At 68.9% G+C, this 24,657-nt stretch carries 22 protein-coding genes and 1 riboswitch; of the genes, 15 read left to right on the top strand and 7 right to left on the bottom strand.

What is annotated here, in order from left to right; translation table 11 throughout:
- Window positions 1-30 precede the first annotated feature (30 nt).
- Window positions 31-603, bottom strand: a complete 573-nt coding sequence (locus ACWIGI_RS02280) for a TetR/AcrR family transcriptional regulator (protein ID WP_454200511.1) — start codon at window positions 601-603, stop codon at window positions 31-33.
- A 98-nt stretch (window positions 604-701) separates the two neighbouring features.
- On the opposite strand from ACWIGI_RS02280, the gene ACWIGI_RS02275 reads away from it, so the two are divergent.
- The 9 genes from ACWIGI_RS02275 to ACWIGI_RS02235 all read left to right on the top strand — a co-directional run bounded on the left by ACWIGI_RS02275 (window position 702) and on the right by ACWIGI_RS02235 (window position 9,679).
- Window positions 702-1,346, top strand: a complete 645-nt coding sequence (locus ACWIGI_RS02275; RefSeq protein ID WP_454200510.1) for a DUF2867 domain-containing protein — start codon at window positions 702-704, stop codon at window positions 1,344-1,346.
- A 43-nt stretch (window positions 1,347-1,389) separates the two neighbouring features.
- Window positions 1,390-1,791: a DUF6463 family protein gene (locus ACWIGI_RS02270; protein WP_454200509.1), complete on the top strand. Its 402-nt coding sequence runs from the start codon at window positions 1,390-1,392 to the stop codon at window positions 1,789-1,791.
- 220 nt (window positions 1,792-2,011) lie between these two features.
- Complete coding sequence (locus tag ACWIGI_RS02265) at window positions 2,012-3,388, top strand: hemolysin family protein (protein WP_454200597.1); 1,377 nt, start codon at window positions 2,012-2,014, stop codon at window positions 3,386-3,388.
- Complete coding sequence (locus tag ACWIGI_RS02260; protein WP_454200508.1) at window positions 3,381-4,445, top strand: hemolysin family protein; 1,065 nt, start codon at window positions 3,381-3,383, stop codon at window positions 4,443-4,445. Before ACWIGI_RS02265 ends, ACWIGI_RS02260 begins: the two co-directional genes overlap by 8 nt.
- A 2-nt stretch (window positions 4,446-4,447) precedes the next feature.
- A complete protein-coding gene (locus tag ACWIGI_RS02255; protein ID WP_454200507.1) occupies window positions 4,448-5,344 on the top strand; it encodes a 3-methyladenine DNA glycosylase in 897 nt (298 codons plus the stop codon).
- 411 nt (window positions 5,345-5,755) lie between these two features.
- Entirely contained in the window at window positions 5,756-7,273 is a 1,518-nt protein-coding gene (locus tag ACWIGI_RS02250; RefSeq protein ID WP_454200596.1) for an LVIVD repeat-containing protein, read from the top strand.
- Window positions 7,270-7,932 (top strand): DUF305 domain-containing protein, encoded by a 663-nt coding sequence (locus tag ACWIGI_RS02245; protein WP_454200506.1) that lies wholly within the window; start codon window positions 7,270-7,272, stop codon window positions 7,930-7,932. Before ACWIGI_RS02250 ends, ACWIGI_RS02245 begins: the two co-directional genes overlap by 4 nt.
- A gap of 124 nt (window positions 7,933-8,056) precedes the next feature.
- On the top strand, window positions 8,057-8,821 hold the full coding sequence (locus ACWIGI_RS02240; RefSeq protein ID WP_454200505.1) for an SDR family NAD(P)-dependent oxidoreductase: 765 nt from the start codon (window positions 8,057-8,059) through the stop codon (window positions 8,819-8,821).
- Window positions 8,822-8,947: 126 nt separating this feature from the next.
- On the top strand, window positions 8,948-9,679 hold the full coding sequence (locus tag ACWIGI_RS02235) for a hypothetical protein (RefSeq protein WP_454200504.1): 732 nt from the start codon (window positions 8,948-8,950) through the stop codon (window positions 9,677-9,679).
- Between the two features lie 21 nt (window positions 9,680-9,700).
- On the opposite strand, the gene ACWIGI_RS02230 is transcribed toward ACWIGI_RS02235, so the two are convergent.
- The 5 genes from ACWIGI_RS02230 to ACWIGI_RS02210 all read right to left on the bottom strand — a co-directional run bounded on the left by ACWIGI_RS02230 (window position 9,701) and on the right by ACWIGI_RS02210 (window position 14,247).
- Entirely contained in the window at window positions 9,701-10,717 is a 1,017-nt protein-coding gene (locus ACWIGI_RS02230; RefSeq protein WP_454200503.1) for a S8 family serine peptidase, read from the bottom strand.
- A 206-nt stretch (window positions 10,718-10,923) separates the two neighbouring features.
- Window positions 10,924-11,454, bottom strand: a complete 531-nt coding sequence (locus ACWIGI_RS02225; protein WP_454200502.1) for a DM13 domain-containing protein — start codon at window positions 11,452-11,454, stop codon at window positions 10,924-10,926.
- A gap of 114 nt (window positions 11,455-11,568) precedes the next feature.
- Entirely contained in the window at window positions 11,569-12,858 is a 1,290-nt protein-coding gene (locus ACWIGI_RS02220; RefSeq protein WP_454200501.1) for an acyl-CoA dehydrogenase family protein, read from the bottom strand.
- Window positions 12,859-12,868: 10 nt separating this feature from the next.
- Window positions 12,869-13,504: a TetR/AcrR family transcriptional regulator gene (locus tag ACWIGI_RS02215; RefSeq protein WP_454200500.1), complete on the bottom strand. Its 636-nt coding sequence runs from the start codon at window positions 13,502-13,504 to the stop codon at window positions 12,869-12,871.
- Window positions 13,501-14,247: an SDR family NAD(P)-dependent oxidoreductase gene (locus ACWIGI_RS02210; protein WP_454200499.1), complete on the bottom strand. Its 747-nt coding sequence runs from the start codon at window positions 14,245-14,247 to the stop codon at window positions 13,501-13,503. The genes ACWIGI_RS02215 and ACWIGI_RS02210 overlap by 4 nt, the downstream gene beginning before the upstream one ends.
- Window positions 14,248-14,458: 211 nt before the next feature.
- On the opposite strand from ACWIGI_RS02210, the gene ACWIGI_RS02205 reads away from it, so the two are divergent.
- From ACWIGI_RS02205 to ACWIGI_RS02180, 6 genes are all read left to right on the top strand, one after another.
- A complete protein-coding gene (locus ACWIGI_RS02205) occupies window positions 14,459-16,645 on the top strand; it encodes a malate synthase G (protein WP_454200498.1) in 2,187 nt (728 codons plus the stop codon).
- Between the two features lie 160 nt (window positions 16,646-16,805).
- Entirely contained in the window at window positions 16,806-17,405 is a 600-nt protein-coding gene (locus ACWIGI_RS02200) for a hypothetical protein (RefSeq protein ID WP_454200497.1), read from the top strand.
- A gap of 595 nt (window positions 17,406-18,000) precedes the next feature.
- Window positions 18,001-18,546, top strand: a complete 546-nt coding sequence (locus ACWIGI_RS02195; protein WP_454200496.1) for an HNH endonuclease — start codon at window positions 18,001-18,003, stop codon at window positions 18,544-18,546.
- A 60-nt stretch (window positions 18,547-18,606) separates the two neighbouring features.
- On the top strand, window positions 18,607-18,876 hold the full coding sequence (locus ACWIGI_RS02190) for a WhiB family transcriptional regulator (protein WP_454200495.1): 270 nt from the start codon (window positions 18,607-18,609) through the stop codon (window positions 18,874-18,876).
- Between the two features lie 268 nt (window positions 18,877-19,144).
- Window positions 19,145-20,752 (top strand): VWA domain-containing protein, encoded by a 1,608-nt coding sequence (locus ACWIGI_RS02185; RefSeq protein WP_454200494.1) that lies wholly within the window; start codon window positions 19,145-19,147, stop codon window positions 20,750-20,752.
- Window positions 20,753-20,853: 101 nt separating this feature from the next.
- Window positions 20,854-21,264, top strand: a complete 411-nt coding sequence (locus tag ACWIGI_RS02180; RefSeq protein ID WP_454200493.1) for a DUF7144 family membrane protein — start codon at window positions 20,854-20,856, stop codon at window positions 21,262-21,264.
- Window positions 21,265-21,364: 100 nt separating this feature from the next.
- Here ACWIGI_RS02180 and gcvP read toward each other — a convergent pair whose 3' ends face one another.
- Window positions 21,365-24,205, bottom strand: coding sequence for an aminomethyl-transferring glycine dehydrogenase (gene gcvP / locus ACWIGI_RS02175; RefSeq protein WP_454200492.1), 2,841 nt, complete (start codon window positions 24,203-24,205; stop codon window positions 21,365-21,367).
- 157 nt (window positions 24,206-24,362) lie between these two features.
- A riboswitch (glycine riboswitch) is annotated at window positions 24,363-24,481 on the bottom strand.
- Between the last annotated feature and the right edge of the window lie 176 nt (window positions 24,482-24,657).

Here is a 24,657-nt window from a genome sequence, read left to right as displayed (position 1 = left end):
GAAGCCTTGGCTCCCGCCGGGTGTCGGCTTTTACGAGGCACCTTCTCCGGGCGCCGGACTCAACAGCAGATCCCCCGCCCGCGCGATGACCTCGAGGCGCGTACGACCGGGGTGGTCGGCGGCGAGGAAGTGGCTGCCGATCGCGGCGCAGAAGGCCAGCAGGCTGCGCGCCTCGATCTCGGCGGGGTCCGAGCAGACGGTGCCGATGGCGTCGCGCAGCAGCTGCATGCGCTGATTGTCCACGCGCCGAAGGCGTTCGGCGACGGCCGGATCGCGCCGGGCCCAGTCCCGCACGGCGAGGTCGATCGGCAGCAGGCGGTCGCCGGAGAAGGTGAGCCGCCCGGCCAGTCGGGCCTTGTCCAGGGGGTTGTCGCACTCGCGGTCGATGCGCTCGTAGACCTCGACGGTGCTCTCCCGCTCCCAGACGTCGAGCATGGCCTCGAGCAGGGCGGCGCGATCGGCGAACCAGCGGTAGAACCCGCCCTTGGTGACGCCGAGCGTCTTGGCCAGCGCCTCGACCCGGACCGCGTCCACCCCGCGTTCGGCCAGCACCGCCAGCCCGGCCTCGACCCACGCCTCCCGGGGTGTGCGCAAGGCTCCCATCGTGTGTTCCACCTCGCTTTCAACCCTATTGTACGGATGCGTATAACCGGTCTAACCTCAAGTTATACGCAACCGTATAACCATAGAGGGGCAATGTTATGGCATTCGGATCCATCGGCGCGCTCCTGCCGACCGCCGCCCGCAGAATTCCCGACTCCGAGCACACCGCGCGCCCGTGGCGCATCCACGAGATCGCCCCCGACTTCGATCTCGAGGACGTGTGGGCCTTTCACACCCCCGGCGCGGGCCCGGACGACTTCCCGCTCATGCTCGCCGCCCTGCGCGCCACCGACGAACCCGGCGAACAGTCGCGCGCCACCCGATTCCTGTTCGCGGTGCGCTGGAAACTCGGCACGCTGCTGGGCTGGGACGACCCGGAAAAAGGCGTGGCACAGCGGGTTCCGTCGCTGCGCGACCGCCTGCCCGCCGACCTGCCCGCCCCGCCCCGCGCGACGGGCCACGACGGACTCCCCCTCGTCGACCTCTACGAACTCCCCGACGAATGTGCCATGGAGCTGGCCAACGCGACCGTGCACGCCGTCTGCCACCTGAGCTGGGTCCCGACCCCCAGCGGCGACTACGAACTACACATGGCCGCCCTGGTCAAACCCAACGGCGCCCTGGGCCGGCTGTACATGGCGGCCATCGTTCCCTTCCGCTATCTGATCGTGTACCCGGCCCTGACCCGCCAGTGGGAACGCGCCTGGCGCAACCGATTCGCCCGCACCACGCCCGGGCGCTGACCCGCGCCCCAGCCCGCCGAGTCACCACGAAGGAGTGGTTCCAATGATCAAATGGGCCAGCTATCTCATCATCTTCATCGGCGCGGGACACATGGTCAGCGCCCTCGCCCTGACCGCACCCGAGCACGCGGACGACTGGTTCAGCACCGCGATCTGGGGCGAGAGCCTCGCCGACATGAGCCCGGCGAACGGCGCGTACTGGCTCACCTTCGGCAGCTTCGGGATTCCGCAGATCCTGATCGGCCTGCTCGTGCTGTGGCTGGACCGGCGCGGGATCGTGCCGCCGACGTTCCTCGCCTGGACCATCGCCGCCAACGCCATCGTCTGCGGGGTGATCTTCGGACCCTCGCCCTGGCCGGTCGATCTGGTCTCCGCCGGGCTGTTGCTGGCCGGGGCCCGCCGCGCGCCGAGCACCGCTACCCCGCCGATCGTTTCGCGGACGTAAAGAAATTCGTGCCCCCGGCAGGCCGTGCTCACCGCCCGGAGACCTGCCGGTAGCATGGCGATGCGGGCCGTGACGACCTGTCACGGTCCACCCCATGCGAAAGGAACCAGTTGTCACCCGCGTCCGAGGGCGCCGTTCAGGAGGGCTCCTCTACCGAGCCGGGTGACAAACCCGGCGCCATCGACTCCCCAGCAATCCAGACAGCCGGGTGGTGCTGACCGTGTCGGCCCTGCTCACCGTTCTGATGTTGATCGGTTTCATCGCATTGACCGCGGGCACCGCCCTGTTCGTCGCCGCGGAATTCTCACTCACCGCCCTGGAGCGCAGCACCGTCGAGTCGCATGCCCGCGACGGCGACCGCCGCGCCCGGCAGGTACGCCAGGCGCACCGCACGCTGTCGTTCCAACTCTCCGGAGCGCAGCTGGGCATCACCATCACCACCCTCATCACCGGCTACATCGCCGAACCGGTGCTGGCTCGCATCCTCGAGCCGGTGTTCGAGGCGCTCGGGGTGGATGACGCTCCGGCACATACCATTTCGCTGGTGCTGGCGCTGGTGCTGGCCACCTCGCTGTCCATGATCTACGGCGAACTGGTGCCCAAGAACATCGCCATCGCCGCACCGCTGGCCACCGCCCGGTGGACCGCGGGCCCGATGATCTGGTTCTCCACGGTCTTCCGCTGGATGATCAATTTCCTGAACGGCGCGGCGAACTGGGCCGTGCGCCGGATGGGCATCGAACCGGCGGAGGAATTGCGTTCGGCGCGTTCACCGCAGGAACTCGGCTCGCTGGTGCGCACCTCGGCCCTGCACGGCGCGCTCGATCAGCGCACCGCGCAGGTGGTGGATCGGTCGCTGCAATTCGGCGACCGCAGCGCCGAGGAACTCATGACACCGCGCGTGAAGATCGAATCGCTGGATCTGGACGACACCGTCGCCGATCTCATCGAGATCGCCGCCGAGACCGGATACTCCCGCTTCCCGGTCATCGACGGCGACCTCGACAACACCCTCGGCGTGGTGCACGTCAAACAGGCGTTCCTGCATCCCATCGCCGCGCGGCGCACGGTCAGACTCCGTGACATCGCCCAGCCCGTGCCCATCGTGCCCGCCAGCCTGGACGGTGACGAGGTGCTCGAACGGGTGCGGCGCGACGGCATGCAGGTGGCCCTGGTGGTCGACGAGTACGGCGGCACCGCCGGCATCGTCACCATGGAGGACATCATCGAGGAGATCCTCGGCGACGTGCGCGACGAGCACGACGAGGAGGAACTCGACGTCCGGCGGACCAGCCTGGGCTGGGACTGCTCGGGACTGCTGCGCATCGACGAGGTCTCCCGCACCACCGGTTACGACGCCCCCGAAGGCGAATACGAGACCGTGGGCGGCTTGGTGCTGACCCGTCTGGGCCGCATTCCGGTCGAGGGCGACGAGGTGCTGCTGCCCGAACCCGGCAACGGCCACTACACCGACCCGCACACCCGCGGCGGCTGGCTCGCCAAGGTGGAGCGGATGGACGGGCGGCGGATAGACCGGGTGCTGCTGCGCCCGATCGACGCCGAGGCGCTGGCCGAATGGGAGCGCGACCATGGGTGATCTGACCGCCGTCTTCCTCACGTTCGCGCTGCTGCTGGGCAACGCGTTCTTCGTCGCCGCCGAGTTCGCGCTCATCTCCGCGCGCCGCGATCGCCTGGAAGCGCTTGCCGCACAGGGCAAGCGCACCGCCAACACGGTGATCGAGGCCGGACAGAACCTGTCCATCATGCTGGCGGCCGCGCAGCTGGGCATCACCATCTGCTCGATCCTGCTGGGCCGGGTGGGTGAGCCCGCGGTGGCGCATCTGCTGGAGGGCCCGTTCGGGGCGCTCGGCGTGCCGGACGGGCTGCTGCATCCGATCTCGTTCGCGGTGGCGCTGACCGTCGTGGTGATCCTGCACATCCTGCTGGGTGAGATGATCCCGAAGAACATCGCGCTCGCGGGGCCGGAACGCTCGGCGCTGCTGCTGGTTCCGATGCACCTGGTGTGGTTGCGCATCGCCCGGCCGCTCATCGCGGTCTACAACATGGCGGCGAACCTGTCGCTGCGGGCGCTGCGGATCGAGCCCAAGGACGAATTGGACGCCACCGTCTCCTCGGTCGAACTGGCGGAGATGTTCGGCGAATCCCATTCCGAGGGACTGCTGGACGAGGAGGAGCATCGCCGCCTGACCCAGGCGCTGGGCTCGAGCGACCGGATCGTCGCCGATGTCATGGTGCCGCTGGCCAAGACCCGGTCGGTACCGCTGCGCGGGGACGGCACCACGCTCGGCGACATCGAGAACGCGGTGGCCGAGACCGGGTTCTCCCGGTACCCGGTGCGCGCGGCGGACGGTTCGCTGGTGGGATACCTGCACGTCAAGGACGTGCTGGAGCTGGTCGCCGACGACAAGGCGGGACCGGCCACGCCGATCCCGCGCACCGATATCCGCCCGCTGCCCACGGTCAGCACCGGGGCCACCCTGTTCGAGGCCCTGGCGCGCCTGCGCCGCACCAATTCTCATCAGGGCCGGGTGGTCGACAGCCGCGGCAACACCGTCGGCATCGTGGCCCTCGAGGATCTGGTGGAGGAGTTCGTGGGCACCGTGCGCGACGCCACCCATCGCATAGCGGAGTAGCGGTGCCGGTCCTGCCCGATTCCCGTGTGCTCGCGCCCGCCGATTGGCGGGCGCGCGCCGCGGCGCACCGCGACCGGGTCGACGCGCTGGTCGGCCCGTACCTCGATACGCGCCGGGCCGGGGAGAAACACCCGGTGATCGATTTCCTGTTCACCTACTACGGGCACAAGCCCGCCCAGTTGAAGCGCTGGCACCCCGGCTGGGGCACGGCCCTGGCCGGGGCCGGCGACTACGCCGAATGGCGCGGGTACCACCGTGTTTCGACCGCGGACGGGGACGCGGCATGGACCGCGGATCCGGCCTTCCTCGACAAGCGGCGCGGCACCCTGGAGTTCGTGGCCGGGCTGCTGTCCGCGACGGCGACCCGCCCGGCCCAGCTGTCCTGTTTCGGCCTGCACGAGTGGGCGATGGTCTACCGCAGCGACGACATTCGCCATCAGCAGGTTCCGCTGCGGCTGGGTCGCGACGGCACCGACGCGGTGGTGGAGTCGATGCAGCTGCGCTGCACCCACTTCGACGCGTTCCGCTTCTTCACCCCGGACGCGGTGCCGCTCAACATCGAACCCCTGACCCGCGAGAGCCAGGTCGAGCGTGAGCAGCCGGGCTGCCTGCACGCGAACATGGACATCTACAAGTGGGGTTTCAAACTCGTGCCCCTGATCGCCTCGGATCTGCTGCTGGATTGTTTCGAACTCGCCTGCGCCGCACGCGAACTCGACATGAAGGCGAGCCCGTACGACCTGTCGGACTACGACTACGTCCCGGTGCGCGTCGAGACCCCGGCCGGCCGCGCCGAATACGTCCGCGCCCAGGCCGACCTGGCCGCGCGCGCCACGCCACTGCGCGAGCGGCTGCTGACCGCCTGCCGGGCGTTGCTCACCGAGCCCGCCGCCTCCTGACGGAACCCACCGAGACAGTTCACCGGAGCGGCTAACCGGAACTCTGTCCAGTTGGCCGTCCGATTGCTGATATCGCGGCCGCGCGCCGGCGCAACTTCCGATTCGGCCTGCTTCTCGGCGACATTTTCGCTGGTCTGTGCAAGTTTACTAATTCTCCCCGGCCGACGCGCCGAATACGGAAATCACGCCGGACCCGATTTCAGCTGTCTGGGAAGATTTTTCGGCTGGACCCTACCGATCAGTCAGTTTTTGGGTTACGGTCCCGGATGTAACCGTGACCACACACCGGGTTCGACTGTGGCGACGGTCATTCGGCAAAGGCAGTAGCTCTGAAGGAACGGGGGCACCGCGATGGCGCGGTTGTCGGGTATTCGGCGATCCAGGCCGGCTCTCCTGGCGGGGGTGGCACTGATGTGCGCGGCGGTCCTGCCGATGGGCGGGGCGGGTGCGAATCCGCAGGCGGATCTCACCGGCGCGGTGCAGCAGTTCTTCGATGTGGGACGGACGGCGGTATCGCGGGCGGCGTGCGGAGGGGATGCGCTGCCCGAGACCGGCATTCAGGGTGACGTCTCCGCGGCCGATCGAAACAGCGGCCGCAGCACGCAGGGCTACCGCTGCAATCTGTCGTTCGTGGGCGGCTACGTCGGCAAGGGCGCGGGCATCACCTCCGCGACCTTCGAGCACTGCTCGTACACCGGATCGCTGTTCCCGGGCAACATCCTCGGCCCCGCCCAGGGCGTCCAGGTCCTGGACGTCTCCGATCCGGCCAACCCGGTGCTGACCGCGACCCTCACCGAACCTGCCATGCTGGGCGGCACCTGGGAGTCGCTCAAGGTCAACGCCGAGCGAAAGCTGCTGGTGGGCACCGCGGTTCCGGTCGGCATCGGCGCGGGCTACCTGTCGGTCTACGACATCTCCGACTGCGCGCGACCGCGCCTGCTCAACCCGGGCCCCGGCACGAATCTGCTCATGCCGCTGCCGCTGACCACCCACGAGGGCGGGTTCTCCCCCGACGGGCGCACCTACTGGGCCTCGGGCATCGCGCCCGGCCTGGTGAGCGCGGTCGATCTCACCGATCCGAGCAACCCGCACGTCATCTGGCAGGGCCTGACCGGTATCGAGGCGCACGGTTTCGGCATCAGCCCCGACGGCAATCGCATGTACATCTCGGCCCTGGGCGGTTTCACCGTGCTGGACATCAGCGCGGTGCAGCGCCGGGATCCGAATCCGCAGGTGCCCCACCTGGGCCGGACGTTCTGGACCGACGGCTGGGCCACCCAGCACTCCATCCCGGTCACCTACGACGGCGCGCCCTACCTGTTCACCGTGGACGAGGGCGGCGCGGGCGGGGTGAAACTCGTCGACATCTCCGACGACACCGCGCCGCGCGTGGTCAACAAGATCAAGCTCGAGATCAACCTGGTCGACAACCTCGACGCCGCGCTGGCCTCGGGGATGGGCGGCTCGGTGTTCTCCTACGACGCGCACTACTGCGCCGCGGACCGGCCGGACAACCCGACGGCCCTGGCCTGCGGCTGGCAGGAATCGGGTATCCGCGTCTTCGATGTGCGAGATCCGTTCGACGTCAAGGAGATCGCGTACTTCAATCCCCCGGCCCGCACCGGACGCAATCTGGAACTGTGGAACTCCCCGCACGCGCTCGCCTCGATCATCGGCGTGCCGGCCATGCAGTTCCCGGCCGTGGCCCGCGCCATCCTCGAAGGCAAATTCGATCCGGCACAGGCGCTCTCGGCCCGCACCGGCATGATCGCCTTCGGCGATCTGTCCACCGACTGGTGCTTCGCGCCGCCGGAGTGGCACGGCTCGCAGCTGTGGACCAGTTGCAACGACAACGGATTCATGGTGCTCGAGCTCGCGCCCGAGGTGTACACCCCGCCCGCCGACCAGCGCTCCACGGTGGGATCGTGACCGCCGCGCGCGGGACCCGCGCGGTACTGCTGGGCGCGCTCGCGCTGGCGCTGATCGCCGCGGGCGTGCTGCTGCGGCCCGCGATCATCCCCGAAAATCATTCCGCCCCCGCGGTTCTCACGCCCGTGGAGATCGGCTTCATCCAGGACATGACCGCGCACCACCAGCAGGCGCTGTTCATGGTCCAGCGCTTGGACCCCGCGGCGGACGCCTCGATTCGCCAGCTGGCCCAGCAGATCGACGACACCCAGCGCACCGAGATCGGAACCATGCTCGGCTGGCTGCGCCTGGCGAACGCCTCGCCCACCAACCCGAACCCGATGTCCTGGATGCCCGCCGCCGACATGCCCGCCGGACACGATCATGCGGGTGCGAGCGCCACGGTGTCCGCCGGCGCGAGCGCGACCATGCCGGGCATGGCGACCATGGCCGAACTCGACGCCCTCTCGGCCGCTCGCGGGGCGGCCGCGGAAACCCTGTTCATCCAGCTCATGCTGCGTCATCACGCAGGCGGGGTGGCCATGGCCAAGTCGGCCGACGCGCTCGTGACGTCCGGCCCGGTGAAGGAAACCGCGCGATCGATGATCACCGGCCAGTCCCAGGAGGCGGGCATCCTGACCCTGCTGCTGGCCGAGCGCAACGCCCAGCCGCTGTCCTGATCCTCGGTGATCCGCGCCGCCCCGGGCGGGGCCGCGGTCTCGATGCCGGACCCGGCCGAAGTTGGCGGGTTCGGCCGTGACCGATCCTGGTGTGCGACGGCGAAGTGTCCGTAATGTCATCCGAATGAGTGACGCGCGGGTGGCATTGGTGACCGGTAGCGGGCGCGGGATCGGGCGCGCGATCGCGCTGGCGCTGGCGGCGGACGGCGCGGACGTGGTGGTGAACTACCGTTCCGACGCCGACGCGGCGGCCGAGACCGTGGCCGCGATCCAGGCCCTGGGACGCAGGTCGTTCGCGGTGCGGGCCAGCGTGGACTCGATCGAGGACGACGAGCGCATGGTCGATCGGATCCTCGACGAGTTCGGCGGCATCGACATTCTGGTCAACAACGCCGGGATCGCCAGCCGCGGCCGATTCGTCGCGGACACCGATCCGGCCGAGGTGCAGCGGGTGCTGTCCACCCACGCGATCGGCGCCCACCACGTCACACGACTGGTGTTGCCCGCCATGCGAACTCGCCCGCGCGGGGACATCATCATGATCTCCAGTGTCGCGACGCTCGCGCACGCCGCGGGCGGCGCGCCGTACACCATGGCCAAGGCCGCGCTCGAGGCGCTGGCCTTCACCCTGGCGAAGGAGGAACTCCGGTACGGCATCCGGGTGAACGTGGTCGCGCCCGGCCTGGTCGACACCGAGATGGGGCGGCGCCTCGTCCATGCCGTCACCGGGGGCGCCGATATTCGCGCCCTGGACGACAGCTCGCCGTTCGGCCGGGTGTGCCGGCCCGAGGACGTGGCCAATATGGTCAGGTTCCTGGTGTCCGAGAACGCCGAGTACGTCAGCGGTCAGAAGGTGAATGTTCACGGCGGCGGTTCAGCGCTCGGCTGAGTCGCCGCGCCACGCCGTGTGAGCGTGTGCAACGGGTCACTCCCACCTGGGTCTTCTCCCCGATCAGCGGGTCCGGCGCTATCGTCGAACGTGGTCACAGACTCAGGCACTGGAGGTCCCGACAGCATGACCAGTCAGCTGGACACGTTTTCCATTCCGGCTCATATCCACGGTTACCCCGATCTGGCCTTCGGCGGCTATGTGGCGGGTATTTTGGCCGGAAGGAGCGGAAACCTCACCACGCGTGTGGATTTCCGCCGGGTGGTTGCGGTCGACACCCCGCTCCGGCTGACGCTCCCCGAGAACGGGCGCACCGCGCTCACCACGATGGACGGCACCCCGCTGGTCGAGGCGACCCCCTCGATGCTCACCCGGTTCGCGCCGCCCGCCCCGACCTGGGCCGAAGCCGAGGCGGTCACCCGCTTCGCCGCCACCACCCCCAAGCGCGCGGTCACCGACTGCTACGGCTGCGGCTCGGCCTGCGAGCCCGGCCGGGGCCTGCGCCTGTTCCCGTGGGCGCTGCGCGACCGCGACATGATGGCCGCGGCCTGGGTGCCCGACGCCGGTCTGGCCGACAGCACCGGCCAGCTGCCGCCCGAGGTCGTCTGGTCCGCGCTGGACTGCCCCGGCGGCATCACCGCCTTCCATTTCATGCGCATGGGCCTGGGCGCGTTCACCGCCGCGCTCACCGCGACCCAGTTCGAGCCCATGTTCGCGGGCCGGGAGTACATCTCGCACGCCTGGCCGGTGCAGCAGGACGGCCGCAAGTACACCGTCGGCGTCGCCCTGTACACCCGCGACGGCAGCCTGTGCGCGCTGGCCGAGGCCCTATGGATCGAGCCTCGCCCCTCGCTCTGACCGGCTCCCCGGGCCGGCTCGTCAGAGTCCGCTGACGTTCAGCAGCTTCTTCGGCGTGGTGCCGTAGGGGAAGAACTGCGGCGGATCGATGATGGCCGGCGAAGCCTGTTGCAGCAGCCAGGATTTCACCGTCGCCGAGGCGGTCTGCCCGAACTTGGCCTTGTACAGCGCGGCCGCGCCCGCCACGTAGGGTGCCGCGAACGAGGTGCCCGCCTCCAGGGCGTTGCCGCCGCCCGACATGGCGGCGGCGACGTACTGCCCCGGCGCGAAGATGTCCACGCACCCGCCGTACGCGCTGCTCCACACCGCGGTGCCGCCGCCGGGCGAGTTGAAGGTCGAGTGCCGCACCACGTGGTCGGTGTCGTCGCTGGCGCCGACCACCATCGCGCCGATCGAACTCGCCGGAGTGTTGAAGCAGGCGTTCCAGTTCGACGAGGACGCGTCGTCGCCGTCGATGATGTTGCCCGCCGAAACCGCAACGAACACACCGGAATTCGCCAGCGCGTTGACCGCGTTCTTGAGCGCGGAGGTCTGGCCGTAGTCGACGTAGTTGGTCGAGATGACCGCGACCGACGGGCCCCGGGCCGGGGCGTCGTTCTTGACCCAGTTGATCGCGCTGATGAGATCGGACTGTACCGGGACGCCGTTGGCGGTGTTGTACGTCTTGACCCCGAGGATCGTGGCGTTCTTGGCGACCCCGTACATCGATCCGGCGGCGATGCTCGCCATCACCGTGGCGTGATCGTCGGTCGGGGTGCCGGACAGGCCCGTGGGATCGAACTTGTCCCACACGATGGACGCCCGCCCGCCGAAGTCCGGATGGGTGATGTCGAGCCCGCCGTCGATGACGTAGACGTTCACCCCCGTGCCGTCCGAGGTGGTGCTGAAGCTGTTGTTCAGCGGCAGTGTGGCCTGGTCGATCCGATCCAGGCCCCAGCCCGGATTCGCCTGGGTCTGCGCGGTGGCGGTACCCCCGGACGCCATGACCAGTGTGAGGGCGCAGGCGAGTGTTCCGAGGGTGAGCAGCGATCTCTTCATCGAGCGGGTGGTCCTTCGCGATCCCGCGGACGCCGCCGGACGCGCGTCCGCCCTGCGAAGAAGTGAAATGCTATTCAGTCACACTCGCAACGCGGAACGGTGTCCCAAAGTGGGACAGTTCGGTTTTCTCGGAAATCCTGACCGGGCAACACAACCCGTGCTAACCGAGCGCGCAAGCCGGGTCTTTCGGGGGCATCGCGCCGCTCCTACCCCGCGACGAGTTCCGCCGCCCCGAACGACACGTGGAAGCGCGCGCACCACACCGTGACGCTGCGCAGCACCGACAGATCGGCCTCGGCGGGAATGTCGTAGTTCTGACTTCCCCTGTTGCCCTTGAGCTCTCCCAGATCCAGGAAGGCCGCGTCGTCGAAGACGCCCCAGCCGTCCCGGCCCGGGATCACCGGCGCGGCCGCCAGCCACACGTGCAGATCCGGGCCGTCGGAGGTGTCGAGGTCCTCGATCCGGAGCACCCGGCTGCCGTCACCGAGCTGCAGCACCTCGACGGTGCCGGAGGTGTCGTGCTCGTGGGAGATGAGCGAGCCGGTGAACAGCGTGCGGGTCGGCGGGGTGCCGGGGGTCGCGGGACCGGACACCGTCGGGGCCGCCTCCTCGACCGTCGTGCTGGTGAACAGCCGCCACGGCTCGAAGAAGACCAGCCCGAACACCAGCGCGGCGGTCAGCACCGCCGTCAGCACCCAGGTGATGGGTGAACGCGCTATCTTCCGCACCGGCACCATGACGCCTCCCGACCTCGCCGCTCTCGACCTCGCAGGGTCGATTCAACTCCACCCGAACGGTTTTCACCGGACGAGCGGTGTGCACGGCGAGGCGCGGGGCGCGCCCGGGCGCGGCTACAGGTTCCCGACGGTGTGCTCGAGCCGGCGCGCCACCAGTTCGCGGGCCTGTTCGCGCAGCGCGGGGCGATAGCCGCTGGGGTACACCGGGTCACCGGGCGCGTAGGTCTTGAGGACCTCCTTCGCCAGGGTGATCTTGTGCACCTCGGTCGGCCCGTCCGCGATGGCCATGACCTGCGCGTAGTTCATCATGTCCACGAAGGGCAGATCGGTGCTCACGCCGATCGCGCCGTGCAGGTGCATGGCGCGCTGGGCGATGTCGTGCATGACCTTGGGCATGGCCACCTTGATGGCGGCGATGTCGTGCCGCACCTTGCGGTAGTCCTGTTCCTTGTCGATGCGCCACGCGGTGCGCAGCACGAGCAGGCGGAACTGCTCCATCTCGATCCAGGCCTCGGCGATCTTCTCCTGCGTCATCTGCAGACCGCCGAGCACGCCCTTGCGCATGGGCCGCGACACCGCGCGCTCGCACATCATGTCGAAGGCCTTGCGCACCATGGCGACCGTGCGCATGGCGTGGTGCACCCGGCCGCCGCCCAGGCGGGTCTGGGCCACGATGAACCCGAGCCCCTCCGCGCCCAGCAGCGCGTCGGCGGGCACGCGCACGTCGGTGAAGCGCAGGTGCCCTTCGTTTTCCGAGAATCCCGGGACGGTGAAGTTCCGGACGATCTCCAGGCCGGGGGCGTCGGCGGGCACGATGAACATCGACAGTCGCTTGTGCGGCTCGGCCTCCGGATCGGTCACCACCATCACGATGTGGAAGGAGGCGAACTCGGCGGCGGAGTTGAACCACTTCTCGCCGTTGATGACCCAGTCGTCGCCGTCGCGCACCGCCAGGGTCTTGAAGGAGGTCGGATCCGAGCCGCCGGTGGGTTCGGTCATGACGTAACAGGACCCGATCTCACCGTCGAGCAGCGGCTGCAGGTACTTCGCCTTCTGCGCCTCGGTGCCGAAGTGCGCGAGGATCTCGGCGTTGCCGGAATCGGGCGCCTGGCAGCCGAACACGAGCGGCGCCCACTTCGAGGTGCCGATGACCTCGTTCAGCAGCGCCAGCTTCACCTGACCGTAGCCGGGGCCGCCGAGTTCGGGACCCAGGTGGCACGCCCACAGCCCCTGCTCCTTCACCGTCTCCTGCAACGGCTTCATGAGCGCCCGGATCTCCGGGTTCGAACGGTCGTACGGTTCGGGGTACAGCAGATCCAGGGGCTCCACCTCGGTGCGGACGAACTCCGCGACCCAGTCCAGTTTCTTCTGGTATTCCGGGTCGGTCTCGAAATCCCAAGCCATGGTCAGCCTTTCACTTGTTTCCGGCCGGTGCCGCGACACCGTCGAGGATGGAGGTGGTGAGTATGTCGGCGATCTCGCCGGGGGTGTGCTCGCCGCCGGGGCGGTACCAGGCGCTGACCATGTTCAGCATGGCCACGACGCTGTTGGTGACGACGTGATCGTTCGAGCGCAGCGCGCCCGCGGCGTACGCCTCGTCGAACACCCGCTGCCAGCAGTTCTGGATGCCGTCGCGCAGGGTCTGCAGATCGGCCTGCCGTTCGCCGGTCAGCGCGCCCGCGTCGCGCAGCGCGATGGTGACCTCGTGCTGGTGCTCGATGATCAGCAGCACGTGCGCGCGAATCAGCCCGCGCAGCCGGTCCAGCGGTGTGCCCGCGCCGTCGGCGATGGCCAGCGCGGCGTCCAGCATGATCTGGGTGTATCCGCGCCGGATCTGGAAGAGCAGTTCCTCCTTGGACCCGATGTGGTAGTACAGCGCACCACGCTGGATGCCCGACCGGTCGCCGATCTCGGCGACGCTGGTGGCGTGAAAACCCTTCTCCGCGAACAGTTCCATGGCCGCGCGCACGATGCGCTCGCGGGTCTCCCCCGTGTTGGCCTCCGACGCGGGCGGCCGGCCGCGCCGCCGGGCGGGCACCGCGGCGGTCATCGGATGCCGCCGTCGAGCGCGAGCGTCGATCCGGTGCAGTAGGCAGAGGCGTCGGAGGCGAAGAACAGGGCCGCGCCGACGATGTCCGCGGGTGCGCCGATCCGCCCGAGCACGGTGTGCCGGGCGAGTTCGTCCTTCATCTCCGGCGGCCAGGCCTTGGCGATGTCGGTGTCGAAGGCCCCGCAGCGGATGGTGTTGACCCGCACACCCGGCCCGTAGGTCCGCGCGAGCCCGCCGCCCAGGGTCTCGAGCGCGGCCTTGGCCGCCGCGTACGGCACGGCCAGGGGTTCGGGCCGCACGGCCTCGATGGAGGAGATGTTGATGATCGATCCGCCCCCGGCGGCGGCCATCCGCGCCCCGATCAGCGCCGAGAGCCGGAACGGGCCCTTGAGATTGGTGGCGATGATCTTGTCGAACATGGCCTCGGTCACCTGATCCAGGCTCGGGTACAGCAGGGACATGCCGGCGTTGTTGACCAGCACGTCGACCCGCCCGAATTCGGCGTAGGCGGCCTCGGTCAGGGCCTCGCAGTGCCCCCACTCGCCCACGTTGCAGGCCACCGGCAGCGCCCGCCGACCGAATGTCTCGCGCACGGCGGTGGCGAGTGCGTCACACGCGTCGAACTTGCGACTGGCGATCACCACGTCGGCGCCGGCTTCGGCGAAGGCCAGCACCATCTCCCGGCCCAGCCCACGGCTGCCGCCGGTCACGACAACGACCTTGCCGGACAACGCTTTTCCCATATCTGGCACCTTCGCACGACCGAATCAGGAAATGTTCTACTCGGTACATTAAATGTACCGAGCGATACAATCAAGGGGGCTCCGCGGGAATCAAGGACGGCCGACGCGCGCTTACAACAGGTGCGCCATCACCACCGGCCATACCCGCGAGTAACATGACGGGCGTACTTTTTGCACCCTTTACACCGGCTATCTCGAAACGAGGCAGTAGATGACAGAGCGGATTCAGGTCGGCGGACTCCAGGTCGCGCGCGTTCTTCACGATTTCGTGAACAACGAGGCTCTTCCCGGCACCGGCGTAGACTCCGCCGCGTTCTGGTCGGGTGCCGAGGCCGTGATCAACGACCTCGCCCCCGTTAACCGGGCTCTGCTGGCAGAGCGCGACGACATCCAGGCCAAGATCGACGAGTGGCACCGCGCCAACCCCGGCGCCGGCTACGACAAGGCTGCCTACAAGCAGTTCCTCACCGAGATCGGCTACCTGCGTCCCGAACCGGCCGACTTCCAGATCGGCACGGTCAATGTGGACGCCGAAATCGCCACCACCGCGGGCCCGCAGCTCGTGGTCCCGGTGATGAACGCCCGCTTCGCCATCAACGCGGCGAACGCGCGGTGGGGCTCGCTGTACGACGCCCTGTACGGCACCGACGCCATCTCCGAGGAGAACGGCGCGGAGAAGGGCAAGGGCTACAACAAGGTTCGCGGCGACAAGGTCATCGAGTGGGCCCGCAACTTCCTCGACGACGCGCTGCCGCTGATCACCGGCTCCCACCTGGGCACCAGTAGGTACGCCATCGTCGACGGCGAGCTCGAGGTCACCCTCGAGGACGGCACCGACATCGGCCTGGCCTACGCGGACACCCTGGTCGGCTACCTCGGCACCCCCGAGGCCCCGACCTCGCTGCTGTTCAAGCACAACGGCCTGCACATCGAGATCCAGATCGACCCCGAGTCCCCGGTCGGCTCCACCGACGCCGCCGGCATCAAGGACGTCGTGCTGGAGTCCGCGGTCACCACGATCATGGACTTCGAGGACTCGGTCGCGGCGGTCGACGCCGAGGACAAGGTGCTCTGCTACACCAACTGGCTCGGCCTGATGAAGGGCGATCTGGCGGAGGAGGTCACCAAGGGTGACAAGACCTTCACCCGCACCATGAACCCGGATCGCGTCTACACCGCGCTCGACGGTTCGGACCTGGTCCTGCACGGCCGCTCGCTGCTGTTCGTCCGCAACGTCGGTCACCTCATGACCTCCGACGCGATCATCGACGCGGCCGGCAACGAGGTCCCCGAGGGCATCATGGACGGCCTCATCACCTCGCTGATCGCCAAGCACGCGCTGAACGGTGAAGCGCGCGTTGCCAATACGCGCACCGGCTCGGTGTACATCGTGAAGCCGAAGATGCACGGCCCGGACGAGGTGGCCTTCACCAACGAGCTGTTCACCCGCATCGAAGGCGTGCTCGGCCTCGAGCGCAACACCCTCAAGGTCGGCATCATGGACGAGGAGCGCCGCACCACGGTCAACCTCAAGGCGTCCATCCAGGCCGCGGCGGACCGCGTGGTGTTCATCAACACCGGCTTCCTGGACCGCACCGGCGACGAGATCCACACCTCCATGGAGGCCGGGCCCATGGTCCGCAAGGCCGACATGAAGGCCCAGCAGTGGATCGCCTCCTACGAGGACTGGAACGTCGACACCGGCATCGCCGCCGGCCTGCCCGGCAAGGCGCAGATCGGCAAGGGCATGTGGGCCATGCCCGACCTGATGGCCGACATGCTGGTCCAGAAGATCGGCCACCCCAAGGCCGGCGCCAACACCGCGTGGGTGCCCTCGCCCACCGCCGCCACCCTGCACGCCACCCACTACCACCTGGTGGACGTGTTCAAGCGGCAGGCCGAGATCGCCAAGGGCGGCCCCCGCGCCACCGTCGATCAGATCCTGGAAATCCCCCTCGCCCAGGACACCAACTGGTCCGCGGAGGAGAAGCAGCAGGAGCTGGACAACAACTCCCAGGGCATCCTGGGCTACGTGGTCCGCTGGATCGACCAGGGCGTCGGCTGCTCGAAGGTGCCGGACATCAAGGATGTCGGCCTGATGGAGGACCGCGCCACCCTGCGCATCTCCAGCCAGCAGGTTGCCAACTGGCTGCGTCACGGCGTGGTCACCGAGGCCGAGGTCATCGAGAGCCTGCAGCGCATGGCCCCCATCGTGGACCGCCAGAACGCCGGCGACGCGAACTACCGCCCGCTGTCCCCGGACTTCGCCGGCTCGATCGCCTTCCAGGCGGCGAAGGAGCTCGTGCTCGAGGGCACCAAGCAGCCCAACGGCTACACCGAGCCCATCCTGCACCGTCGTCGCCGCGAGGCGAAGGAGCAGGCGGCCAAGTGCAGCTGAACCTTCCGGTTCAGCGAAGCTAGCGAATAGCGGAAGCCCCGATCGACCCTGTCGATCGGGGCTTCCGTGCGTTGCGCGACTGCTATGTTCGGGTGATTCGAGAACTTACTCCTACCACTTCGACTGACCGGTTCTCGTCGCCGGGACAGGATGCGCTCTCGTGACTACATATTCGGCGGTATCGGCGCCCGGATACACCCCACCGTCGCATAGCCGGGCCTGGCGGCTGTCCATGGCCGCGATCACCGCGTTCATCGGCGCGGTCTGCCTGTGGGTGCTGTGGGAGTACGCCTCCCACGGTGACCGGCTGGTCGCGCTGCTGCTCGGCGGGTGGGTACTGGTCGTCGCCGGCGGAATCTGGTTGGTGGCAGCGGTTTCCGGCGCGGTCGCGCACCGGGCGTGGATACTCACCGCGGCCGCGCCGGTGGCGGTGACGGTGACGCTGGCGCTGCTGAGCTCCGGCGCGCCGACCCGGATCGGCTGGGAGCTGTCGCGGCCCGCGCTCGAACGCACCGCCGGGGCCTGCGCGGACACCCACGCCGAACAGCGGTTCGGGATGTACCGCGTCGACTACGTGCGGGTGATCGCGGGCGGCTGCGCCTTCAGCCTCGCCGACACCAGTCTCGGGGTCGAAGGCTTCGCCTATATCCCGCACGGCGATCCGCCCGCACCGGCCGCGCACGCCCGCGCGGGCACCAGCTACACCCGCATCGACGGCCCCTGGTACACCTACGAGAGCTGGATCTCCGCCGGGGCGTGAGGCGCTTCTCGTTTGCGCCAAGGCGTTCCATTGCCACTCGATCATCGATACGCTGCCGGGCGACAGCCATCTGCAGTGAGGAAGTTTCATGGGTTCAACGGTGCTGGACGTCTTCAATCTGATCCTCGGCCGTATCAACGGCGCGTGGGCCTGGGCGTCCACCGGTTCGCACGGTCCGGTTCCACTCTGATCCGGGCCTCCCACAGCCATCGGTGAATCCCCCGGCCGCCGCGGCCGGGGGATTCGCTGTTTCCGGGCGGATACGCACGACCGGAACAAACCCGCCCGCACGCGCGTTATCAGATGACGGTGGGGGCCACCAAAAAATGACCCGACAACGGCGTGTCCGTTGTGTCACCATATGTTTCGACGACGATCGAACCGGCCGATAGCGGCCGTGACCAGCAGGAAGGAGGAGGCGGCAGTGAATCCAGTGTTCTCGGAACGGTATCCGGCGAAGTCGGAACTACGAATCGGCGGCGTGGGCGACAGCACACGTGAGTTGCACACCGATTCGCACCGCCTCCAGGCCGCGGCGTAGTCCCGCCCACTTCTCCCTTTCTGTTCTTCCTCTTCACGAAACATGGTGACCCCCATGCTGTTCCGTCATTCCCAAGACCCGGAGATAACCGCAGACAACTGGATACACCGGGGAGTACTGCTGCTCAACGCCTCCTTCGAGGCGCTGACCGAGATCCGCGCCGAACGCGCCGTGGTGCTGCTGCTGACCGGCGCCGCCGAACCGGTCGTGGATCACGAGCCGTACTTCCCCATCCGTTCGCAGGAATTCGAGATCGCGCTGCCGGAAACCATCCGGCTCACCCGCTACATCTACCTCGAGCACCGGATCCTGGCGCCCGACGACAACAGCCGCGCCACCCTGCCCGCCATCCTGCGCCGCGACCAGTTCCGCTGCGGGTACTGCTCGGGCTGGGCGCGCACCGTGGACCACATCAAGCCCCGTTCCCACGGTGGCCCGAACACCTGGTCCAACCTGATCGCGGCCTGCGGGCCGTGCAATACGTCCAAGGCGGACCGGACTCCCGAGGAGGCCGGAATGCGACTGCTGTGGGAGCCCAAGGCCCCCAACGACATAGCCCGGCGACAGCGTCAGATCTGGAAGGACCTGGCCGCCTCGTAGGGCGCCCGAGCAAGAAGTACGAACACGGCGTGATCGGAGCGAAAGGAGCGAGATCCGATGATGACCAAAACCACCGTGGCGGAGGAGCCGACCCTGGCCGATCTGCTCCCCATCTCCGATTCGAAGAACTACTGGCAGCATGCCGCCTGCCAGGGTGATCCCAACCACGAGGCGTGGTTTCCCTTCCCGTCGCAGGACTTCGAGTACGCCCGGCAGATCTGCGATACCTGCCCGATCCGCCGCGAATGCGGGGAATTCGCCGCACGGACCGGCCAGTCCGGTGTGTGGGGCGGGCACGAGTACGACCGCGGCACCATGATCCGCGAATAAACAGCGGAACGGCGATATCGGCGGCCGCGTCCGGCACCTCGGGTGCCCGGGCGCGGCCGTCGTGCCGTCCGCCGGCCACCCGCCCGCTACCGCTGTGGCGCGGTCGGGCAATTCGGTGGCGCGGTGTTCCGCGCCACTTCGTCGCGATCGCCGCAGACCCAGGTCAGGGCCAATTTTTCGGGACCATAGACTGGCGGCCGTGGGTACTCATCGCGCCGCGGGTCGGTCACGAGGTGTCAGTAAAGGACCGATTGTCGCAGTGGTAGCGGTGATCGCCTTAGCGCTCGCCGTGGTCGGCTGGGCGTGGCTGCAGCAGCGCGCGGAGAATCGCGACAACGCCGCGGCCTCCGCGTGCGTCGAGGGCACCGCCACCCTGAACGTGACCGTCGATCCGGAGATAGCGACCCCCGTGCAGGCCGCCGCGGACCGCTTCAACGCGACCAATCCGCAGGTCCGCGACCATTGCGCGGAGGTGGTGGTGAATCCCCGGCCGACCGCGGCCGTGGTCGCCTCCTTCACCTCGGGCGCGCCCTGGAATCGCGATCTCGGCCCGCAGCCGGGTCTGTGGATACCCGATTCCGCGCGCTCGATCGAGCTCATGCGGGTGCCCGGCCTGATCGCGGGCACCCCCGCGCCCATCGCGGTGAGCCCCGTCGCGCTCGCGGTTCCGGACGAACTGCGCCGCGCGCTGGAGTCGGCCGGGGTGAACTGGGCCGACCTGCCGCGTCTGCAGCAGCCCGGCGCGCTCGCCGATCTCGGCCTCGACTCCTGGAACGCACTGCGCCTGGCGTTGCCCGCGGGGGACAGCGCGGTTGCGGTGGCGACCGCCGTCGGCTCGGGCGTCTCGGGCACCGACCCGCTGGACGAGAAGGCCGCGGCCGCCGGGCAGGTGATCTCCGCGATCTCGCTGCTCGCCGCCGATGCGCCCGCGGCCGCCGACACCGACGCCGCGCTGTCCGCGCTCGCCGCGGCCCCCGGCGCCGAGGCCGCAGTGCACGCGGTGCCCGCCACCGAGCAGCAGATTCGAACGAGAGCCCCGCTCACCGCCTTCCGGCCCGCCGGCAACGGACCGGTGCACGACTATCCGGCGGCGCAGATCAGCGGCAACTGGCTCGACCAGTCGCAGAAGCTGGCGGCGACGCTGTTCGCCGACTTCCTGCGCGCTCCCGAACAGTCGAAGCTGTTCACCGACAACGGTTTCGGGGCCGCTCCCCCGGCCACCGCGGCCGCGCCCGCCAAGGCCGCGCTGGAACAGGTGAACAAGACGCTGACCCATCCGGTGCTCGGGGTGAGCGCCACGGTGCTACTGGATATCTCGGCATCGATGTCGACCCAGGAGGGCGGGGCCACCCGCCTGGCCACCGCGATCGCCGCGCTGCAGTCCACCACCCAGGTCATGCCGCCCGAGTTCGGACTCGGCGTGTGGGAGTACGCGAAGAACGTGGACGGCGAGACCCCGTACCGTGTCGTCACCCCGGTCGGGCCGCTGACCGCCGACCAGCGCGCGGCGCTGACCCGGGGGCTGGGCGGCGTCACCGCGGGCACCTCGAAGACCGATCGCACCTACCCCACCCTGCTGGCCGCCTACCGCGCCGCCGTCGCCGATTACGCGAAGGCGCGCACCAATTCGATCCTGCTGATCACCGACGGGCCCGATGACGACTCGCCCGTCACCGGGGAGAAGCTGCTGGCCGATATCGCCGCCGCCACCGATCCCGCCACACCCGTCCGGGTGGATGTGATCGTCATCGGCGGCGCCGGAACCCAAACATTGCAAACACTCAGCGAACGAACGGGCGGCACCTACTCCAAGGTGCCGACCACCAACGATCTCGCCTTCGGAACCGCGATGTCCAAGGCGCTGACCACCCCATGATTCACAAAGAACGGGTCGCGGACAGGTTTCGGACCGATACCGCTCACGACACGATCTCCGCACTGCAACATGTGCTAGCAAACAAGTGGCATATTCGGCACATGGCACACAATGCGGAAACCGGGGTTTCGGTCAAGCAGGGCTTCGCCGCGGGCACCTCCATCGCGGCCGGCATTCTGCTCATGGTCATCGGTGTTTTGTCGATCCTGCAGGGCATCTCCGCGGTCGCGGCGGACGACCTGCTGGTCATCAACTCGGGCTACGTCTACGAATTCAACACCACCGCGTGGGGCTGGATTCACATCATCATGGGCGCCCTCGAGGTCGTCGTGGCGATCGGCCTGATCGCGGGCAGAGACTGGGCCCGCGTGATCGCCATCATCCTGGCGGCGTTCTCGATCATCGAGAACTTCCTGTCCATGCCCTACTACCCGGCGTGGTCGCTGCTGATCATCGCCCTCAATGTCGTGGTCATCTGGGCCATCGCGACCTGGAAGCCGTCCCACGCCTGACGGCTACGACCGCGGCCACGACACGAGCGCCCCACCGGTTCCGAGAACCGGTGGGGCGCCGAGTTTTCCGCGATTCACCCGGGCCGCGCGCCCGAAAGACCTACTCCGCGTACGAATCCAGCGGCGGGCAGGAGCAGACCAGGTTGCGGTCGCCGTACGCGCCGTCGATGCGCCGCACCGAGGGCCACACCTTGGCCCGCGCGCTGTGCAGCCCCCGCGGGTAGACCGCGGTCTCGCGGCTGTACGGGTGGTCCCACTCCCCGACCAGGCACTGGGCGGTGTGCGGGGCGCCGCGCAGCGGGTTGTCCTCGACCGGCCACACGCCCGCCTCGACCTGATCGATCTCACCCTTGATGGCGATCATGGCGTCGATGAACGCGTCGATCTCCTCCAGGTTCTCGCTCTCGGTCGGCTCCACCATGAGGGTGCCCGCGACCGGGAAGCTCATGGTCGGGGCGTGGAAACCGTAGTCCGCCAGGCGCTTGGCCACGTCGTCGACGGTCACGCCGGTGCGCTTGGTGATCTCGCGCAGATCCAGGATGCACTCGTGCGCGACCATGCCGTTGTCGCCGGTGAACAGCACCGGGAAGTGCGGATCCAGCCGCCGCGCAATGTAATTGGCCGAGGCGATGGCGGTCAGGGTCGCCGCGCGCAGCCCGTCCGCGCCCATCATGCGGATGTAGGACCAGGTGATCGGCAGGATCGAGGCCGAGCCGTACTCGGCCGCGGACACCGCGTGCGAACCCGTCTCCAGCGGATCGCCGGGCAGGTACTTCGCCAGGTGCTCGCGCACCGCCACCGGGCCGACGCCCGGACCGCCGCCGCCGTGCGGGATGCAGAAGGTCTTGTGCAGGTTCAGGTGGCTGACGTCGCCGCCGAACTTGCCCGGCCGGGCCAGACCGACCAGCGCGTTGAGGTTCGCGCCGTCCACGTACACTTGACCGCCGGCCTCGTGCACCATGGCGCACAGTTCGGCGACCTCGTGCTCGTACACGCCGTGCGTGGACGGGTAGGTGATCATGATGCAGGCCAGCCGCTCGGCGTGATCGGCGATCTTGGCGCGCAGATCGTCCAGGTCCACGTCACCGTTGGCCTTGGTCTTGACGACCTCCACCCGCATGCCGACCATCGCGGCCGAGGCGGCGTTGGTGCCGTGTGCGCTCGAGGGGATGAGGCAGGTGTCACGGTGGGTGTCGCCGCGATCGAGGTGGTACCGGCGAATCGCCAGCAGCCCCGCGTACTCGCCCTGGCTACCGGCGTTGGGCTGCAAGGAGACTCGGTCGTAGCCGGTGACCGCGGACAGCCAGCCCTCGAGATCCTCGACCAGGCGGATGAGGCCGGGGGCGTCCTCGACGGGCGCGTACGGGTGCACCCGGTTGAAGCCCGGCCAGGTGATCGATTCCATCTCCGCGGCGGCGTTGAGCTTCATGGTGCAGGACCCGAGCGGGATCATGCTGCGGTCCAGCGCGATGTCCTTGTCAGAGAGCCCGCGCAGGTAGCGCAGCATGGCGGTCTCGGTGCGGTAGCGGGTGAAGGCCGGGTGGGTCAGGTACTCCGAGGTGCGGTTCTCGATGTGCGGGCGCTGCTTGCCGTGCAGCAGCGCGCCTTCCGGGCCGACCGGGATCTCCGCGCCGAAGCAGTCCAGCACCGCGACCACGTGTGCGTCGGTGGTCGCCTCGTCGCAGGCGATGCCGACGTGGTCGCCGTCGACCAGGCGCAGGTTGATGCCGGCGCCCTTGGCCTTGGCGACGATGGACTCCGCGCCGCCGGGCACGCGCACCAGCACGGTGTCGAAGTAGTTCTGGTGCACGACGGCGTCACCGAGCCCGGCGGCCAGCCACTGGGCGTGCCCGTGCACGCGGCGCGCGATCGAGCGCAGTCCGTCCGCGCCGTGGTACGAGGCGTACATGGCGGCCACGATGGCCAGCAGCACCTGGGCGGTGCAGATGTTCGAGGTCGCCTTCTCGCGGCGGATGTGCTGCTCGCGGGTCTGCAGCGCGAGGCGGTAGGCGACGTTGTCGTCGGCGTCGACCGAGACGCCGACCAGGCGGCCGGGCAGCTGGCGCGCGTGCGGGGTGCGCACGGCCAGGTAGCCCGCGTGCGGCCCGCCGAAGCCGAGCGGGACGCCGAAGCGCTGGGTGGTGCCGAAGCAGCAGTCCGCGCCCTGTTCGCCCGGCGGGGTGATGAGCGTCATCGCCAGCAGGTCCGCGCCGACCGCGACCAGTGCGCCGCGCGCGTGCGCGGCCTCGATGACCGGGGTCCAGTCCACGATGCGGCCCGAGGCGCCCGGCTGCTGCAGCAGCACGCCGAAGAAGTCGCCCTCGGGCAGGTCGCCGTCGGCCAGATCGGCTTCGACGATCTCGATGCCGAGGGGCTCGGCGCGGGTGAACAGCACCGTGCGGGTCTGCGGGAACAGATCGGAGTCGATGAGCAGGCGCTGGGACTTGCTCGCGCGGTTGGCCCGCTGCAGCAGCGTCATGGCCTCGGCGGCGGCGGTGGCCTCGTCCAGCATCGACGCGTTGGCCACGTCCATGCCGGTCAGGTCCGAGACCATGGTCTGGAAGTTGAGCAGAGCCTCGAGCCTGCCCTGGCTGATCTCGGGCTGGTACGGGGTGTAGGCGGTGTACCAGGCCGGGTTCTCGATGAGGTTGCGCACCAGCACCGGTGGGGTGAGGGTGTCGTAGTAGCCGAGCCCGATCATGGTGGTGGCCACCGTGTTCGAATTCGCCAGCGCGGCCAGCTCGGCCAGGACCTCGTGCTCGTTCACCGCGGGCGGCAGCACCGCGAGCCCGTTGCCGGTCTCGGCGTCCAGGATGCTGGCGGGCACCGCGCGCGCGGCGAGTTCGTCCAGCGAGGCGACGCCGACGACGGACAGGATGCGCTCGAGTTCGCCGCTGTCGGGTCCGATATGGCGGTCGGCAAAGGATCGAGTCCAGGTCACGAGGGCTCCAAGGGTGGGCGGGGTCGGCGCCGTGCCGACGGGCTACTGCCCTCCCCCTCTGTCCTTGGCGCCTGAGAGATTCGGGTTCCGGCCTTGTGGCCGAACCCCTTTCACCATGGGCGGATGGCTCGCGGACCATCACTTTCCAGAGGCGCCGAAACTCCGCACGGTCCCTTGTGCCTGAGAGATTGACGGGGAGGTGCTGCTCCTTCGGCGCCCGAATCCGGCTGCCCCGAGGAAGGACATCCACATCCGGGGCTCTCCCGCACGGCTGCGACGCACTGCAAGTCTAAGGGTCGCCAGGTTACGAGAATGTTGCCTGGTCCAGTTTCACAGTTCCGGCGTGTTCGGCATGACCCCGGAAACGGGGGGCCCGCCCCCCAAGCCGGGGGGCGGTGGGGCGGGGGGGGGGGGGGGCCCGCGAAAACCAGTATGGGGTGAAAACCGCCCGG

Source organism: Nocardia sp. NPDC055321 (assembly GCF_053645575.1).
The sequence above is the reverse complement of the archived record's forward strand: the minus strand, read 5'-3'. Positions and strand labels throughout refer to the sequence as shown.